17 protein-coding genes are annotated in these 16761 nt (G+C 67.4%); 4 read left to right on the top strand and 13 right to left on the bottom strand.

Features of this window, described 5'->3' with window-relative positions; all coding sequences use genetic code 11:
- Positions 1-7 precede the first annotated feature (7 nt).
- The 6 genes from AC3A6Y_RS12000 to mltG all read right to left on the bottom strand — a co-directional run bounded on the left by AC3A6Y_RS12000 (position 8) and on the right by mltG (position 4656).
- Positions 8-673, bottom strand: coding sequence for an ankyrin repeat domain-containing protein (locus AC3A6Y_RS12000; protein ID WP_487868448.1), 666 nt, complete (start codon positions 671-673; stop codon positions 8-10).
- Positions 670-1476, bottom strand: coding sequence for a TatD family hydrolase (locus tag AC3A6Y_RS11995; protein WP_487868447.1), 807 nt, complete (start codon positions 1474-1476; stop codon positions 670-672). Before AC3A6Y_RS11995 ends, AC3A6Y_RS12000 begins: the two co-directional genes overlap by 4 nt.
- A gap of 64 nt (positions 1477-1540) precedes the next feature.
- Positions 1541-1915, bottom strand: coding sequence for a PilZ domain-containing protein (locus AC3A6Y_RS11990; protein WP_487868446.1), 375 nt, complete (start codon positions 1913-1915; stop codon positions 1541-1543).
- The gene (locus AC3A6Y_RS11985; protein WP_487868445.1) at positions 1912-2928 is read right to left on the bottom strand and encodes a DNA polymerase III subunit delta'; all 1017 of its coding nucleotides are present in this window, start codon (positions 2926-2928) and stop codon (positions 1912-1914) included. Before AC3A6Y_RS11985 ends, AC3A6Y_RS11990 begins: the two co-directional genes overlap by 4 nt.
- A 58-nt stretch (positions 2929-2986) precedes the next feature.
- The gene (gene tmk, locus AC3A6Y_RS11980) at positions 2987-3634 is read right to left on the bottom strand and encodes a dTMP kinase (protein ID WP_487868444.1); all 648 of its coding nucleotides are present in this window, start codon (positions 3632-3634) and stop codon (positions 2987-2989) included.
- Positions 3631-4656, bottom strand: a complete 1026-nt coding sequence (gene mltG / locus AC3A6Y_RS11975; protein WP_487868443.1) for an endolytic transglycosylase MltG — start codon at positions 4654-4656, stop codon at positions 3631-3633. Before mltG ends, tmk begins: the two co-directional genes overlap by 4 nt.
- A gap of 82 nt (positions 4657-4738) precedes the next feature.
- Between mltG and ygfZ the strand changes: the two genes are divergently transcribed.
- On the top strand, positions 4739-5662 hold the full coding sequence (gene ygfZ / locus AC3A6Y_RS11970; protein ID WP_487868442.1) for a CAF17-like 4Fe-4S cluster assembly/insertion protein YgfZ: 924 nt from the start codon (positions 4739-4741) through the stop codon (positions 5660-5662).
- Between the two features lie 15 nt (positions 5663-5677).
- Here ygfZ and AC3A6Y_RS11965 read toward each other — a convergent pair whose 3' ends face one another.
- Together AC3A6Y_RS11965 and AC3A6Y_RS11960 are read right to left on the bottom strand one after the other, a co-directional pair.
- On the bottom strand, positions 5678-5890 hold the full coding sequence (locus AC3A6Y_RS11965; protein WP_487868441.1) for a YbdD/YjiX family protein: 213 nt from the start codon (positions 5888-5890) through the stop codon (positions 5678-5680).
- Complete coding sequence (locus AC3A6Y_RS11960) at positions 5890-7953, bottom strand: carbon starvation CstA family protein (protein ID WP_487868440.1); 2064 nt, start codon at positions 7951-7953, stop codon at positions 5890-5892. The genes AC3A6Y_RS11965 and AC3A6Y_RS11960 overlap by 1 nt, the downstream gene beginning before the upstream one ends.
- A 318-nt stretch (positions 7954-8271) precedes the next feature.
- Between AC3A6Y_RS11960 and AC3A6Y_RS11955 the strand changes: the two genes are divergently transcribed.
- A complete protein-coding gene (locus AC3A6Y_RS11955) occupies positions 8272-9927 on the top strand; it encodes a hypothetical protein (protein WP_487868439.1) in 1656 nt (551 codons plus the stop codon).
- A gap of 72 nt (positions 9928-9999) precedes the next feature.
- Here the strand turns inward: AC3A6Y_RS11955 and AC3A6Y_RS11950 are convergent, their stop codons facing one another.
- Both AC3A6Y_RS11950 and AC3A6Y_RS11945 read right to left on the bottom strand, forming a co-directional pair.
- Positions 10000-10632, bottom strand: coding sequence for a response regulator (locus AC3A6Y_RS11950; RefSeq protein WP_487868438.1), 633 nt, complete (start codon positions 10630-10632; stop codon positions 10000-10002).
- Positions 10632-11993 (bottom strand): cache domain-containing protein, encoded by a 1362-nt coding sequence (locus AC3A6Y_RS11945; protein ID WP_487868437.1) that lies wholly within the window; start codon positions 11991-11993, stop codon positions 10632-10634. Before AC3A6Y_RS11945 ends, AC3A6Y_RS11950 begins: the two co-directional genes overlap by 1 nt.
- Before the next feature lie 174 nt (positions 11994-12167).
- Between AC3A6Y_RS11945 and AC3A6Y_RS11940 the strand changes: the two genes are divergently transcribed.
- Positions 12168-12791 (top strand): hypothetical protein, encoded by a 624-nt coding sequence (locus AC3A6Y_RS11940; RefSeq protein WP_487868436.1) that lies wholly within the window; start codon positions 12168-12170, stop codon positions 12789-12791.
- On the opposite strand, the gene AC3A6Y_RS11935 is transcribed toward AC3A6Y_RS11940, so the two are convergent.
- Both AC3A6Y_RS11935 and AC3A6Y_RS11930 read right to left on the bottom strand, forming a co-directional pair.
- A complete protein-coding gene (locus AC3A6Y_RS11935) occupies positions 12788-13669 on the bottom strand; it encodes a YbgC/FadM family acyl-CoA thioesterase (protein WP_487868435.1) in 882 nt (293 codons plus the stop codon). The two genes, AC3A6Y_RS11940 and AC3A6Y_RS11935, sit on opposite strands and share 4 nt — an antisense overlap.
- On the bottom strand, positions 13666-14616 hold the full coding sequence (locus tag AC3A6Y_RS11930) for an alpha/beta hydrolase (RefSeq protein WP_487868434.1): 951 nt from the start codon (positions 14614-14616) through the stop codon (positions 13666-13668). Before AC3A6Y_RS11930 ends, AC3A6Y_RS11935 begins: the two co-directional genes overlap by 4 nt.
- A gap of 65 nt (positions 14617-14681) precedes the next feature.
- Between AC3A6Y_RS11930 and AC3A6Y_RS11925 the strand changes: the two genes are divergently transcribed.
- On the top strand, positions 14682-15818 hold the full coding sequence (locus AC3A6Y_RS11925; RefSeq protein ID WP_487868433.1) for an iron-containing alcohol dehydrogenase: 1137 nt from the start codon (positions 14682-14684) through the stop codon (positions 15816-15818).
- On the opposite strand, the gene AC3A6Y_RS11920 is transcribed toward AC3A6Y_RS11925, so the two are convergent.
- Positions 15788-16672, bottom strand: coding sequence for a LysR family transcriptional regulator (locus AC3A6Y_RS11920; protein WP_487868432.1), 885 nt, complete (start codon positions 16670-16672; stop codon positions 15788-15790). The two genes, AC3A6Y_RS11925 and AC3A6Y_RS11920, sit on opposite strands and share 31 nt — an antisense overlap.
- Positions 16673-16761 lie beyond the last annotated feature (89 nt).

The following is a 16761-nucleotide window of genomic DNA, read 5'->3' as shown; positions in this document are numbered from 1 at the left end:
AGCCCGGTCACCACTTGCCATCGCTCGGCCGCTTGTTCGCCTGGGCCGCCGTGGTCAACAACCGCACCGCATCCGGCCGATTCCCGCGCTGCGCAAAATCCAGCGCCGTCATCCCCAACTGGTTCTTCATCGTCGTATCGGCGCCTTCATCGAGCAGCAACTGCACCGCGGCCGCCGATCCGTACATCGCGGCCATCATCAGTGGCGTCGTTCCGTTGGGCGATTGCGCGTCGATGAAGGCGTAGTTCTCCAGCAGCAGCTTCATGATCGCCACGTGCCCGCCGGTCGCGGCGTAATGCAGCGGCGCCCAGCCGGGCTTGTTGACGTCGGCATCCCGTGCGATCAGGCGCGTGACGAGCTCCTGCTGGCCCTTCAGCGCGGCCAGCATCAGCGGGCTCTCGTCCTTGGCGTTGCGCACCTCGACGTTGGTCTTGGGTGAATCAAGCAGCACCTGGATCACCTTGGGCGATGGCTCGCGCATGGCGATCATGAGGCCCGCCTGGCCTTGTTCGTCCACGGTATTGGGATCGAAGCCGCGGTTCAGGAGCGCCTGGATGCTGCTCGCGTCGTCGCTTCGAACGGCCCGGAAGAAATCCTCGTACGAGCCGGCCTGTGATGAAAAAGATGCTGCAAAAACAGCGAGATAGATGATTGTTTTAAAGTAGTTCTTCATGACTTCACCCCCTTGAAGAGGGTCTCGAAGTTCCGGCTGGTCGCCTCGCCGATGGCCTCCACCGGCAGCTTGCGCAGCTCCGCGATCTGCTTGGCCACGAAAGGCACATAGGACGGGTTGTTGGTCTTGCCCCGGTACGGCACCGGCGCCAGATAAGGGCTGTCGGTCTCGATCAGCATGCGGTCCAGCGGCACGAAGGCGGCCACCTCGCGCAGGTCGGCCGCCTTCTTGAAGGTCAGGATGCCCGAGAACGAGATGTAGAAACCCAGGTCCAGCGCGGCGCGTGCGACTTCGGCCGTCTCGGTGAAGCAATGGAACACGCCCCCGGCAGCGCCCGCCGAGCCATCCTCGCCCTCCTCCTTGAGGATCGCGAGCGTGTCGACCGAAGCGTCGCGGGTATGGATGATCAGCGGCTTGCGCACCTGCTGGGCAGCACGGATATGCACCCGGAAGCGCTCGCGCTGCCACTCCATATCGGAGATGCTGCGACCGCCCTTGCGCTCTTCCATCTGGTAGTAGTCCAGCCCGGTTTCTCCGATCGCCACCACCTTGGGCAAGGCCGAGCGCGTCACCAGATCGTCCACCGAGGGCTCGGCGATGTCCTCGTTGTCCGGATGGACGCCCACGCTGGCCCAAAAGTTGTCAAAAGCAGCCGCGAGGGCCTGCACCTCGGCGAATTCCTCCAGCGTGGTGCAGATGCAAAGCGCCCGGTCGACCTGCGCGGCGGCCATCGCCTCGCGGATCTGCTGCATTTGGCCGGCGAATTCGGGAAAAGTCAGGTGGCAATGGGAGTCGGTGAACATCGCAAATCTTCAGGAAACGGCGGCGCGACCGCAGCGGCTGCGGTCGGCGTCGTGCAGACGGAACTCAAATGGTCTGGGTCGGGCGGTCGGAGGCCAGCGTGCCGCCGAGCGCTTCTTCGATGCGCGCCTTCAGCTGGCGCGATTTCTCGTCCGACGGAAAACGGATGCCGACGCCCGGCGCCCGGTTGCCGGCCGCGCGCGCCGGCGTGATCCACGCCACCTTGCCGGCCACCGGGTAGCGTTGCGGGTCCTCGGGCAGCGTGAGCAACACGTAGACGTCGTCGCCCAGGCGGTACTCGCGCGAGGTCGGGATGAAGATGCCGCCCTCGGCGAACAGCGGAATGTAGGCTGCGTAGAGCGCGCCCTTTTCCTTGATCGCCAGCTGGATGACGCTGGGGCGGGCGGGCGCGGCGGGGATGGGAGAGGCTGTTGTGTTCATGGGCGGCGGCTGGCGGAGTTTAGGGTGCTTCGCGCTTCGCTCACAAGCGCTTCGAGCATCAGGCCGGCATTGAAGGGATGTTCTGCGGTTTTTGCCGCATTGGCGAGCGACCGGGCCCAGCGGCCCAGCGCCGCCTTCGACGGTGCTGCCGGCAGGTCGGCGGCTTCGAAGAAGCGCGGTGCAGCGCCGGTGTCCACGGCCATGAGGTCGTGGCAGAGCTTCTGCAGCGCGCCGATGGCCTGGGCCGGCGCATGTTCCGCCAGCGCGCCGATTTCGCCGCGCTGCATGGCCTTCGGAAAAAGGCTCCAGGCCTTGGGCGACTGGCCCGCGGCGGCAAGCCGCAGTGCATCACTGGGCCGGCCGCCGGCAGCGCGCAGCAGGGCGGCCGCATCGGCCGCCGGGACGCCCTGCCCCACCAGCCATTCGCGCGCCTCTTCGTCACCAGGCCAGGGCATGGTGAAGCCAAGGCAGCGGCTGCGGATGGTCGGCAGCAGTTGCCACGCGGCCTCGCTGGCCAGGACGAATCGCACGTCCCCGACCGGCTCCTCCAGCGTCTTGAGCAAGGCGTTGGCGGTAATGGTGTTCATGCGCTCGGCCGGATAGACCAGCACCGCCTTGCCGCGCCCACGCCCGCTGGTGCGCTGGGCGAAGCCGACCGCATCGCGCATCGCCTCGACGCGGATCTCGCGGCTGGGCTTGCGCTTCTTGTCGTCGATGTCCGCCTGGCTCTTCTCGTCGAGCGGCCAGCCCAGCTCCTGCATCGCGACCTCGGGCATCAGCACGCAGAGATCGGCATGGGTGCGCACGGCGATGGCGTGGCAGCTCGGGCAATGGCCGCAGGCGCCCTGCCCGCCTCGTTCGTCGGGCTGCTCGCAGAGCCAGGCGGCCGCCAGGGCCAGGCCCAGCTCGTACTGGCCCAGGCCCGACGGCCCCTGGAGCAGCCAGGCATGGCCGCGCTGCCGCAGCAGTTCGGCCAGAGGCTTGCGCAGCCAGGGCGACAGGGACTCGCTCATCGGCCAGCCCCCGCCGTGTGGGCTGCGGCGCCATGCGCCTTCGGAGCGGCCGTGCCGCTCATGGCTCGACGCCCTCCACCAGCCCGCGCTGGACCAGCGCCGCCACGACCTGCGCCCAGACCTGCTCGCGCGAACGGTTCGCGTCGATGCGCACGAAGCGCGGCGCGGACGCCGCGCGCGCGGCATAGCCTTCAGCGACGCGGCGGAAGAACGCGACCGGCTGCGATTCGAATTTGTCCGGCAGCCGCGCACCCGCCAGGCGCTCGGCCGCGGTCTCGGGCGGCAGGTCGAACCACAGCGTGAGCGCGGGCTGCAGCAGCGCGCCATCGCGCGCCTGCACCCACTGTTCCAGAGTCGAGAGCACCGCCTCGTCGAAGCCGCGCCCTGCGCCCTGGTAGGCGAAGGTGGCATCGGTAAAACGGTCGCACAGCACCACCTCGCCGCGCGCGAGCGCCGGCTCGATCACCTGGACGATGTGGTCGCGCCGGGCCGCGAACACCAGCAGCGACTCGGTCAGCGGGTCCATGGCCTGGGTGAGGATCATGGTGCGCAGCGTCTCGGCCAGCGGCGTGCCCCCGGGCTCGCGCGTGCGCGTGACGATTCGGCCCTGCGCCTTGAACAGCGCCTCCAGCGCATCGATATGGCTGGACTTGCCGGCGCCGTCGATGCCTTCGAGCGTGAGGAAGAGGCCCTGCGCCTGCGTCATCGCTGCTCGCTCCGCGGTGCAGGCGGCTCCATGCCGCGCTGGTAGCGGTTCACCGCGCGGTTGTGCTCGTCGAGCGAGCTGCTGAATTGGCTGGAGCCGTCGCCGCGCGACACGAAATACAGCGACTTGCTCTGCGCCGGCTGCACCGCCGCCAGCAGCGCCGCCTTGCCCGGCATGGCGATCGGCGTCGGCGGCAGGCCCGGGCGCAGGTAGGTGTTCCAGGGCGTGTCGGCCTGCAGGTCCTTCTTGCGCAGGTTGCCGTCGAAGCGCGGGCCCATGCCGTAGATCACGGTCGGATCGGTCTGCAGCGGCATGCCGGCGCGCAGCCGGTTGACGAACACGGCCGCGATCTCGGCCCGGTCCTTGGCCGCGCCTGTCTCCTTTTCGACGATGCTGGCCAGGATCAGCGCCTCGTCGGCCGACTTGAGCGGCAGGTCGGCAGCGCGCGCGGCCCAGGCTGCTTCCAGCTTCTTGTCCATGGCCCGCATCGCCCGCTGCAGCAGCGCGAGGTCGGTGGAGTTCTTCGAATAGGTGTAGGTGTCCGGGAAGAACCGGCCTTCGGGATGCAGGCCGGGCTTGCCGAGCCGGGTCATCAATTCTTCGTCGCTCTGGCCCACGGTCTCGGGCTTCAGTTGCTCGGCCTTGGCCAGCGCGGCGCGGATCTGGCGGAAGCTCCAGCCCTCCACCAGCACGATGCTGCGAGTGGCTTCCTCGCCGCGCACCAGCATGTTGAGCAGCAGGCGCGGCGTGACGCCGCGCTCCAGCTCGTAGCTGCCGGCGCGGATCTGCCGGTCCTGTCCCGAGAAGCGGAACCAGCCGTAGAGCAGCTGCCAGGGCACGTCCACGCCGGCGTCGGCCACCGCCTGCGCGACGCCGCGCGGCGTGGTGCCCGGCTCGACCGAAAGATCCACCGTGGGCGCCGGCAGCTTCAACGGATGCTGCACCCACCAGAGCCCGGCCGCGCCCGCGCCGAGTCCGACGAAGGCGGCGAGCAGGAAGAGCGTGAGAAGAAAGCGGCGCACGGATGCGAATGAGGCGGGCAGAAGAAGGAAAACGGTAGCCCTGCGGGCCGAGCGGAACGGAGCCGGCCATGATAATTCAGCGATGACCCCAGTCGTTCTGAATGGCGTAACAGCCCTTTCGCACCTCGGCGTGATTCGCGCCGAGGGCCCCGAAGCCGCCGATTTCCTCAATGGGCAACTCACCCAGGACTTCGCCCTTCTCGGCCCCACCGAAGCGCGCCTGGCCGCGCTGTGCACCGCCAAGGGACGCGTGATCGCAAGCTTCATCGGCATCCGGCCGCAGCCGGAACGCGTGTTGCTGGTGATCGGCCGCGACATCCTCCCCGCCACGCTCAAGCGCCTGTCGATGTACGTGCTGCGCGCCAAACTCAAGCTCAGCGATGCCAGCGATGAATTCATGCTCCACGGCCTGACCGGCACGGCGCTGACGGCCAACGGCGTCGATGCCGGCGCACCGCCCGGGCGCTGCTGCCACGTCGGCGATGCCAGCGTGATCTCGCTGTATCCCTCGGACCGCGTCCCACGCGCGCTGCGCATCGCACCGGCGGGCAGCGCCGAGCCCGAAGGCCCGGCGCTCGATCCCGCGCTGTGGCAGTGGAGCGAGGTGCGCAGCGGCATCGTGACCGTCAGCGCGCCGATCGTCGACGCCTTCGTGCCGCAGATGCTCAATTACGAATCGGTGGGTGGCGTGAGTTTCAAGAAGGGCTGCTACCCCGGCCAGGAGGTGGTGGCGCGCAGCCAGTTCCGCGGCACCCTCAAGCGCAGGACCTACCTCGTGCAGGCGCCGGCGCCGTTGGCGGCGGGCCAGGAGGTCTTTGCCGCCAGCGATCCCGAACAGCCGGTCGGCATGGTCGCGCAGGCGGCGCCGACCCCCGGCGGCGGATGGGCTGCGCTCGTGTCCATGCAGATTGCGGCGCTCAATGCCGGTGGCCTGCACGCCGGCAGTGCCGAGGGGCCCGCACTCAGCGTCGAGCCCCTGCCCTATCCTTTGCTCGAGGACGTCTGAGCCCGGCTCGGCTTCTCAGCAGCAGCGGCCCTTGCCGCTGCCGTAGCGCGCCTCCAGGCGCTCGCGGAAGAAGGCTTCGTAGCTCATCGGCGCCTGGTCGGGATGCGTGCGCGCCATGTGGCTGAGGTACGCGTCGTAGTCCGGCAAACCCACCATCAGGCGCAGCGACTGCGCCAGCGAGCGGGTCAGATAGCGCCCGGCCTCGGGCAAGGCGGCCAAGGTTCCCATCAGGCGGCCTGGGTCGGCATCGGCTCGAAAGGCGTCTCGCGCGCCGTCGGCTTGTTGGCCGCGCGCGCCGCGAGCGCGGTGCGCACGCTGTAGAACAGCACGCTCAGCACTACGAAGATGAACAGCCCGCACAGCGCGGCATCGAGCCGGTCGTTGAAGACGATGCGCGCCATCGCCTCGGGCGTCTTGGCGGGCGCGAGCAGCACGCCTTTCTCGATCGCCTCGGCGTACTTCGACGCATGCGACAGGAAGCCGACCTTCGGATCGGCCGAGAAGATCTTCTGCCAGCCCGCCGTGAGCGTGCACACCAGCAGCCAGGCGGCCGGTGCGATCGCGACCCAGGCGTAGCGCTCGCGCTTCATGCGGAACAGCACCACCACGCCCAGCATCAGCGCCACGGCGGCCAGCATCTGATTGGAGATGCCGAACAGCGGCCACAGCGTGTTGATGCCGCCCAGCGGATCGACCACGCCCTGATACAGGAAGTAGCCCCAGGCCGCGACGCACAGGAAGGTGGCGAGCAGGTTGGCCACGAAGGAGTCGGTGCGCTTCAGCGCCGGGACGAAGCTGCCCAGCAGGTCCTGCAGCATGAAGCGCCCGGCGCGCGTGCCGGCATCGACCGCGGTCAGGATGAACAGTGCCTCGAACAGAATCGCGAAGTGGTACCAGAAGGCCATCATGGCCGGCCCCCCGATGGCCTGGTGCAGGATGTGCGCCATGCCCACGGCGAGCGTGGGCGCGCCCCCGGCACGGCCGAGGATGGTGCTCTCACCCACGTCCTTGGCGGTCTGCACCAGCATCTCGGGCGTGACCACGAAGCCCCAGCTCGAGATGGTCTGCGCCACCGCAGCCGGCGTGTTGCCGACCAGCGCGGCCGGGCTGTTCATCGCGAAGTACACGCCCGGCTCGATGCAGGCCGCGGCCACCAGCGCCATCACCGCGACGAAGGACTCGGCCAGCATGCCGCCGTAGCCGATGAAGCGCGCATGGCGCTCGTTGTCCAGCATCTTGGGCGTCGTGCCCGACGAGATCAGCGCATGGAAGCCCGACACGGCGCCGCAGGCGATGGTGATGAAGAGGAAGGGAAAGAGGCTGCCCGACCACACCGGCCCGTTGCCTTGCGCGAACTGCGTCACCGCCGGCATCTGCAGCGTCGGCGCGACGAACACGATGCCGATCGCCAGCGCGACGATGGTGCCGATCTTCAGGAAGGTCGAGAGGTAGTCGCGCGGCGCCAGCAGCAGCCACACCGGCAGGCTGGCAGCGATGAAGCCGTAGCCGATCAGCATCCAGGTCAGGGCTTTGCCGTCGAAGGTGAACATCGGGCCCCAGGTCGGGCTCTGCGCCACTGCCTGGCCGCCGAAGATCGACAGCATCAGCAGCACGAAGCCGATCACCGAGATCTCGCCGATGCGCCCTGGGCGGATGTAGCGCAGGTACACGCCCATGAACACCGCCACCGGAATGGTCGCCGCCACCGTGAAAGTGCCCCAGGGCGATTCGGCCAGCGCCTTCACCACGATCAGCGCCAGCACCGCCAGGATGATGATCATGATCATGAAGGTGCCGAACAGCGCGATCAGTCCCGGCACGGTGCCCATCTCCTGCTTGATCAGGTCGCCCAGCGAGCGGCCGTCGCGCCGCGTCGAGATGAAGAGCACGATGAAGTCCTGCACCGCGCCGGCGAAGACCACGCCGGCCAGGATCCACAGCAGGCCGGGCAGGTAGCCCATCTGCGCCGCGAGCACCGGGCCGACCAGCGGCCCCGCCCCGGCGATGGCCGCGAAGTGGTGGCCGAAGAGCACATTCTTGTCGGTGGGCACGTAGTCCAGCCCATCGTTGTGGCGATGGGCCGGCGTCATGCGCTTGCCGTCGAGGCCGAGCACGCGGTCGGCGATGAAGAGGCTGTAGTAGCGGTAGGCGATGAGGTAGGTGCAGAGGGCTGCGGCCACGACCCACAGGGCGCTGATGGCCTCGCCTCGCGCCAGGGCCACCGTGCCCAGCGAAAAGGCGCCGACCACGGCCACGACGAGCCACACCAGGTGGCAGCGGATGCTGTGCATGGGATTGTCTCCAGACGTTGTGAACCCGGGCGAGTGTCCGGATTCGGCGGGCGGCTGGCATCCGTCGCACTGCGCGGGCGGGGCGCGTGGTGTTGCGTAATGGAAAACCCCGAGGCCTCCGGAGAGATTTAGCGAGGCGATGAGCAGCAATCTGTTGGCGCGCTGGAACCAGTCGAACTGCCGGGCCACTCATGAGGTAGCCCTCTCGCCGACCTCTCCCGTTCACAAGGATGCGGCGCTGCCGTGCAGTGAAGGCATTGCACGCGGCCGAAGCGTCTCATAGTTGGCGCGTCCAAGGGATGATTTTTTGATGGAATCATGAGACCTCTTGCAATCAGCCAAGGCCTACCTTCCGGGACGCCCGTCCGTCGCAAAAGCGACGCGGTTTCCCGAACCACACCTACGCCCGACCCACGGCCGCTTGATTCGCTCAATGAGTGGGCGGGCCATCAGGACCTGAACCAGGAGGCGCGCGCTGCTAGAAGCGAAGTCGTGCGCTTGCTTGAATTTGCCGCGAATCATCCAAACGGTGAGTTGAATCTGACCCATTGCGACGCGCAGGCCTGCCTGGACTTGCCGGCCCATCTGGTCGAGGCATACAAGGCGTGTACGAACTCGGATCCACGGGTGACGCGGTTGATTCTTCCCAATGGGCTCACGGACGTGCCCGCATGGATCACCATGTTCAAGGAGCTCAAAGAGCTCACGGCGCATGGATTCATGGGCGACGCCAACGCCGCGTTGGTGTGCCTCAAAAGGCAGCGTCCGGGACTAACCTGTGATTTGCCGCGAACCACGCTTCGTTCGGTCTATCGCCCCTACGTCGGGACACTCCACGCAGACGCGAAGGACGGGCTTCAACGCTTCATGAACAACGTGCGTGGAGTCCTGAGCGCGAGAGGTTCTGACTACCACGTGGGAGGCTTCAAGGTGGATTACTCGTCTGTTGGCGGGCTTCAATTGGTGAAGCTCGTTGATCCACCCATTGATGAGGCTGATGATCTCGATCCGGACTCGCCGGACGCCGAGGATTTGCCGAAGACGATCGAGGTGTTCGACACCCATTTTGAGGACGTGCGGGCCGCAGTCTGGCAAGCAATGTCCGAATGCGGCTATGTCGAGTACCTGACAGCCAACGCCGAGAAACTGCGCGCGTGGGACATCCTGGTCGATATCAATCCCTATTTCAACCGCAATCCGTTGAACATCCGAGCTCACAAGGATACCCAAGGGGAGAACATGTTCCTGCTGCTCTTGCATTGCAATGATCAGCCCATCATGGGCATGGAGTACCAGCTGAGGCCGAAGAATCCACCGGACTATTCAAGACTCATGGAGCAGCATCTGCCTTCTGTCTTCGTCAAAGAGGTAAAAGACATTCTGAAAGATCCCCCGGACGGCATAGCGTACGCGCCTACGATCGAGCCCTGGGGATTCATTGGGGCCTGCGACGAACTGATAGCTCATTCAACTCCATTCATCCATCATCGCGGCGCATTTTTGCTGGAATCAGTCGCCAAATGTATGGGCGACGCGCTTGGAATCTGCTTTGGTGCGGGCGCCGCAAGCGAATATTCTGAATTCCAGCGGGGATTCGACAAGGACTCACCTCGCTCCGTTCATGTACGGGGCGCGCTTGAAGTGGTCATGCAATTAAAACAGCTGGCGTTCTTAGACGACTGCATTGACCCATTCAAGCTGGAAGAGTTGTTGCTCAATGCCAAGCTTGAACTTGTTGACGCAAAGAAACTCGTCAAGTCGCTAGAAGACATGGTGATCACCAAAGACCCCTTCGATGGAACAGCTGTGATCGATATTCCTTCCCGCGACTATGTAGGCCAAATGACAGTTCCGCGCGGCCGCGACCGGCTCCAGAGGGAAATGAGCCGAAAGCTGGAGGACGGGACGGCGCATTCCAATCCGGGATCTCGCCACTATCTCAGAGTCTGGATCATGGCGCGACTAAGAGACTGATACGACGGCCCCTCTTCAGAGGCTTTGCGAATGCAGCCTATGCGCACTTGCAGTTCAGGCCGTCCTCTCACCTCAGCCCCGCCCGAACTGCCGAGCATGCTCCACCGCATACTTGATCAGCTCCGCCTGCCCCTCGATCCCCAGCCTCCGCTTGATGCTCTGCCGATGCGCCTCCACCGTGCGCACGCTCAGCCCAAGGTTCCGGGCAATCTGCTTGCTCGACTCCCCCCGCCCCAGCGCCGAGAGGATCTCGCTTTCCCGCGGCGTGAGCAGCGGCCGCGGCGCCTGGTTGCGGAACAGCCGCTGCGACACCGCCGGGCTCAGGAAGGTCCCGCCCGCCGCCGCCGCCTCGATGGCCGCCACGATCTCCGCTGCCGGTGCATCCTTCAGCACATAGCCGCGCGCACCGGCCGCGAGCGCCTGCTGCACGTACTCGGGGTTGTCGTACATGCTCAGCATCACCACGCGCACCGCGGGCGCAAGTGCCTGCAGCCGCGCGGCCAGCTCGATGCCGTTCATGTCCTTCATGCCGACATCGGCCAGCACCAGCTGCGGCTGCAGCCGCTCGATGGCTTCCAGCGCCTCGGCGGCGCTGCCGGCCTCGCCCACGATCTCGATGCCCGGCAGCGGATCGAGCCGCGCATGCAGCCCGTCGCGCACCAGGGGATGGTCGTCGACCAGGAAGAGGCGGATCGGTGCCGTCATCAACTCGTCTCCAGGCTCTTCGCCGGGACGAAGGCGACGATGGCGGTCCCCTTGCTGCCCGAGTGCAGGTCCAGCCGCCCCCCGATGGCCGCGATGCGCTCGCGCATGTTTCGCAGCCCGATGCCGCGCCGCGGATCGAGCTGCGTGGCGGCCAGGTCGAAGCCGACCCCGTCGTCGTTCACCTCCAGCCGCACGCCGCGCCGCTCGAAGTCCAGTGCGATGCGCACCTGTCGTGCCCGTGCATGCTTGCGCACATTGGTCAGTGCCTCCTGGGTCACACGGAACAGCGCGGTCTTGACCTCCTCCGGCAGCTCACAAGGCGTTCCCTGTACCGCGACCGCGGCGGCGACCTCGCCCTCCTCGCCGAACTCCGCGCCCAGGCGCTCCAGGGCGGCCGGCAAGCCCAGCTGGTCCAGCAGCGCCGGCCGCAGCCGGTGCGAGATGCGCCGCACCTCGGCGAGCGATTCGTTCAGCCGCACCAGCGCCTTGCCCAACACCGCCGGCGCAGGCTGATGCGCGCGCTCCAGCGTATCCACCGCGGACTCCACCAGCAGCTTGGTCGACACCAGCGTCTGGCTGGTCCCGTCGTGAAGCTCGCGCGCGAGGTGGCCGCGCTCCTCTTCCTGCGACTGCACGACCTGGCGTGCCAGCAGGCGCAGCTTGGCCTCGGCCACGCGGTGCTCGCTGAGGTTGAGCAGCAGGCCGCCGGCGCTGACCACCGCCAGGCACAGGGCCGCGATGCCGGCGATCCACAGCATGGTGGTCGCGACGTTCTGGTTCATCTGCCGGTCCAGCGTCTGCATGGTCGACTGGATGTCATCCATGTACAGGCCGGTGCCGACCATCCAGTTCCAGCGCGGCAGCGTCGTCACGTAGCCCAGCTTGGGCGCGGTCTGCGCGCTGGAGGGCTTGCGCCATTCGTACTGGACGAAGCCGCCGCCCGCGCGTGCCTGTGCGATCAGTTCCTGGATGGTGAAGCGGCCGCGCGAGTCGCGCAGCTCCCACAGGTTCTGGTTCACCAGCTCGGGCTGGCGCGAATGCATCAGCGAGCGGCCTTGCAGGTCGTAGACGAAGAAGTAGCCGTCGCTGCCATAGTCGAGCGCGGCGAGCCGGCGCAAGGCTTCGGCGCGCGTGGCCTCGTCGTCGAGGCCCGCGTCATAGAGCGGCCGCACCACGCTGATCGCCAGCTCCACATAGCTGCGCAGCTCGTCGCGGCGCTGGTTCATGTAGGTCTGTTCGATCAACGCACGCTCGCGCTGCGCCAGGTCCCGTTCCTGGTGGCGCACCGCCAAGGCGACCAGTACCAGCGCGACCAGCAGCGGCGCGACGGCGAGCGCGACGATCTTGGTGCGAAGGGTCATGGGGCGGCAAGCCTACCACCTGCTGTCGGGCAGATCAGGTTGATATGCTCGCAGCCGGCCGGCAAACAGGTATTGCATTCACCCGATGCGCTGGACGGCGCAAAGGCATGAATCATGTGGAGATTTTCAGGGCTCGGCACAGTGGTCTTCAGCGTTCTGCTGACGGCCTGTGTGATGAATACACCCCCGTTGTATGAAAGCCGCGCCAGGGCGTACCTCGAAAGGCGGGGCGTCGACGAGGCAGTCATCCAATGGCTCACCGGCGGACAGCCGCTGAGGCCGGCCGACGTTCAGATCCTCCTGCAATACCAGGACACTGCCACCTTGTTTCTGCTGGCCTCCAACAAGAGCACCCCGGCAGCCATCGTCGAAAAGCTCGCTGCCAGCGACGATCTCGAAGTTCGATGGGGAGCAGCAAGGAACCCCAAGCTCTCGGTCGACACCATGGCCAGATTGCGCACGCCGGGAAAATATTCGACGATGAACGACTACCTCGCACGCAATCCTTCCATTCCGCTCGATGTCCTGCGGGCCATGTACCAGTCGAAAGAGGCGGGAAAGGAGAGCATCGCAATGAACCCATCGTGTCCGCCCGATCTCGTCGACGCGATCCTCGCAGATCAGCCCGAAGAAGTCCGCCTGTGGTTGTCATTCAATCGCGGCCTGGGGCCGGCTGCCTGGACCCGGCTGGAGGCGGACCCGTCGCCGAGCGTGGTGAGGATGCTGCAGTCCAATCCCGCCTATGTGCGCTGGAAAAAGGATCAGGCGCCGCGCGAACCGCACAGGCCCGGGGGTTAAGACTTCGCCTCGACCTTTTTCTGCATCTCGATGTGCGCGATGCCCGCTTCTTCAAAGGGCTCGCCGTGCGGCACATAGCCCAGGCGCGTGTAGAAGGCTTCGGCGCTGCGTTGCGCATGCAGCGTCACCTCGCGATAGCCGCGTGCCCTGGCAGCTTCCTCGAGCGCACGCAGCACCGCAGCGCCATGGCCGCCGCCGCGCAGCACCCGATGCACCGCCATGCGGCCGATGCGGCCCTGGCCGGTGGCGCCCGGCACGAGCCGGCCCGTCGCGATCACCTGCCCCAGCCGGTTGCGCGCGACCGCGTGCACGGCGCTTTCGTCGTGCTCGTCCCATTCGAGTTCCTTCGGAATGCGCTGCTCCTCGATGAAGACGCTGCGGCGCACCGCGCCGGCGCCCTCGCCCAGCTCGGCCCAGCTGCCGGTCTTGACTTCACTCAAGGCTTCGCCCGCTTCGTAGGCCGTGAAGATCTCGCGCAGCAGCAGCGGCACCGGCTTCGAAGTCTGGGTGGCCGGATCGGCAAACACGTAGACCAGCTCGCAGCCGACCAGGAAGTCCTCGCCCCGGAACAGCCCGCCGTGGAAGACGATGGAGGAATTGCCCACGCGCACGCATTTCATCGCGACGTCCAGCACGTCGTCGACCCGCGCCGAGGCCTGGAACTCGATCGTGGCCTTGCGCACGTAGAGGTCGCCGCCCAGCGCGTCCATTGCCTCCTGGTACGGCAGCGCCAGCGCGCGCCAGTAGTCCGAGATGGCGGTGTCGAAGTACATCAGGTAGTGGGCGTTGAAGACGATCTTCTGCATGTCCACCTCGGCCCAGCGCACGCGCAGGCGGTGGAAGAAGCGGTAGTCGGATCGGCGGGTGTTCTCTGTCATGGTTGCAAGGCTTCCTTGAGGGCGCGCGCCGCATCGGCCTGGGCCTGCAGCGCTTCGGGGATGGCACGGCCCATTTTGACGAACTCGTGGATCACGCCGCGGTAGATCTCCAGATCCACCGGCACGCCGGCGGCGCGCAGCTTGTCGGCGTAGGCGATGCCTTCGTCGACCACGGGGTCGCATTCGGCCAGGCCGATCCAGGCCGGCGCCACGCCTTCGACGTCTTCGGCATTGAGCGGCGCGAAGCGCCAGTCGTCCCGCTCGGCCGGGCCGTTGAGGTACTGGGCGAAGAACCAGGTGATGAGCGGCTCGCCGAGCAGCGGGCCCTCGGCGAAGCGTTGGTGCGAAGCCGTGTCCTGGTGCGCGGTGGTGCCCGGGTAGAACAGCATCTGCAAGCCCACGGGCAGGCCCGCGTCGCGCGCCAGAATGGCGCAGACCGCCGCCAGCGTGCCGCCCGCGCTGTCGCCGCCCAGCGCCAGGCGCGAGCCGTCCAGGCCCAGCTCGGCGGCGCTTTTCGCGACGAAGAGGCAGGCGTCCCAGGCATCGTTCGACGCGGTCGGAAACTTGTGCTCGGGCGCGAGGCGGTAGTCCACCGACACCACCGCGCAGCCGCTCTTCTCGCTCAGCACGCGGCACAGCGTGTCGTGGGTGGCGATGCTGCCGACGGTGAAGCCGCCGCCGTGGAAGAACAGCAGCACCGGCAGCCGCGCTTGCGAAGGCGCGTAAAGGCGGGCCGGCAGCGCATGGCCATCGCGCGCGGGAACCGCAAAGTCCTCGACGCGCGCCAGCTGCGGCTTGGGCACCTCCAGCACCCCGGCGCCCTTCTCGTAGGCGGCCTTGGCCTGGGCCGGCGTCAGCGTGTAGTACGGCGCCTGGTGGGCGCGAGCCATGCGCTCGATCACGCCGGCCATCTTGACGGTGAGGGGCGGCGCGAGGGTTTGGGTCATGGGCAAGAGGGGCGGCACTTGTTAAATTGGAAGGCCCGAATCGTAGCCTCACCTCCACAAGCCCCATGGCCCTCATCCAATACCTGACCCAGATCCAGTTCGACTTCGGCGCCATCCAGCTGCTGCGCAGCGAATGCGATCGCATCGGCATCGCGCGCCCGCTCATCGTGACCGACGCCGGCGTGCGCGCGGCCGGCATCCTGCAGAAGGCGCTGGACGCGCTGGGCGGCCTTCCCGCCGCGGTGTTCGACCAGACCCCCTCCAACCCCACCGAAGCCGCCGTGCGCGCCGCCGCCGCGATCTACCGCGACGAGCACTGCGACGGCCTGGTCGCCGTCGGCGGCGGCTCGGCCATCGACTGCGCCAAGGGCGTGGCGATCGCGGCCACGCACGAGGGCCCGCTCAAGACCTACGCCACCATCGAAGGCGGCTCGCCGAAGATCACCGAGCGCGTGGCGCCGCTGATCGCGGTGCCCACCACCAGCGGCACCGGCAGTGAAGTGGCGCGCGGCGCCATCGTCATCGTCGACGACCATCGCAAGCTCGGCTTCCACAGCTGGTTCCTGATGCCCAAGGCCGCCATCTGCGACCCGGAGCTCACGCTGGGCCTGCCACCGCGGCTCACGGCCGCCACCGGGATGGACGCCATCGCGCACTGCATGGAGACCTTCATGTCGGCCGCCTTCAACCCGCCGGCCGACGGCATCGGCCTCGACGGCCTGCAGCGCGCCTGGGGCTACATCGAACGCGCCACCAAGGACGGCAGCGACCGCGAGGCGCGCCTCAACCTGATGAGCGCCTCGATGCAGGGCGCCATGGCCTTCCAGAAGGGCCTGGGTTGCGTGCATTCGCTGAGCCACAGCCTCGGGGGCATCGACCCGCGCCTGCACCACGGCACGCTCAACGCCCTGTTCCTGCCGGCCGTGATCGCCTTCAACGCGGGCGCGGAATCGGTGCAGAAGGAGCTGCGCCTGCAGCGCATGGCGCAGGCCATGCATCTCGATTCGCCCGCGGACCTGGGCAGCGCCATCCGGGACATGAATGCGCGCCTGGGGCTGCCCAAAGGATTGGCGGAGGTGGGCGTCACGCCCGCGATGTTCGAGCCCATCATCGACGGCGCGATGGCCGACCACTGCCACAAGACCAACCCGCGGCTGGCGACGCGCGACGACTACCGCGCGATGCTCGAAGCCTCGATGTAGTCCAACAGCCAGCGCCGAAAAGCCTCCATCGCGGCGCTCGGCTTCCTCGACTTGAGCCGCACCAGCCAGTAGCTGCCCGTCATCACCTCGGTCGACAGCGGCCGCACGAGCCGGCCTTCGTCCAGCTCGCGCTCGAACATCGACGCCGGTGCGAGCGCCACGCCGGCGCCTTGCATGGCGGCCTCCACCATGAGCCGCGAGGAATCGAAGACCGGCCCGCGGATCGCCGGGCAGCCCGTGCCGGTGGCCGCGAACCAGGCCGGCCAGTCCTCCGCGCGATAGGAGCGCAGCAAGGTCTGCTGCGCGAGGTCCCGCGGCCTGGCGATGCGCGCCGCGATCGCGGGCGCGCACAGCACCGAGAGCGGCGCCGCCATCAGGTGCTCGGCCTTCAGGCCCGGCCAGTTGCCGTCGCCGAAGCGGATCGCGAAGTCCAGCCCCTCGCCCGCCAGGTCGACCACGTTGTTGTGCGTCATCAGCCGCAGGTCCACGAAGGGGCAGCCCTGCTGGAACAGGCGCAGCCGCGGCAGCAGCCAGCCGACCGCGAAGGTGCCCACCACGCCCACCGTCAGCACCTCGAAGAACCGGCCGTTGTCGAACTGCTGGACCACCGACTCCATGCGCCCGAAGGACTCGGCCAGTACCGGCAGCAATGCCTGCCCCTCGTCGCTGAGCGCCAGCCCGCGCGGCAGCCGTCGGAACAGCGCCACGCCCAGCCGCGCCTCCAGGCCGCGCACCTGCTGGCTGACAGCGGCCTGCGTCACGTTCAGTTCGTCGGCCGCCAGCGTGAAGCTGAGATGGCGCGCGGAGGATTCGAAGGCGCGCAGGGCGTTGAGGGGAAGGTGGGCGCGTGCCATAAGATTTTCTTGTGCGACTCAGCAAATACTATCGTTTGTGCCTGCGCCGCGGATCACCGAAAGTCGCCTCTCTTTCAGGAGCTTTCATT

This window comes from Variovorax sp. Soil_C_17 (assembly GCF_057657265.1).
This window is presented reverse-complemented; position numbering and strand designations above follow the sequence as displayed.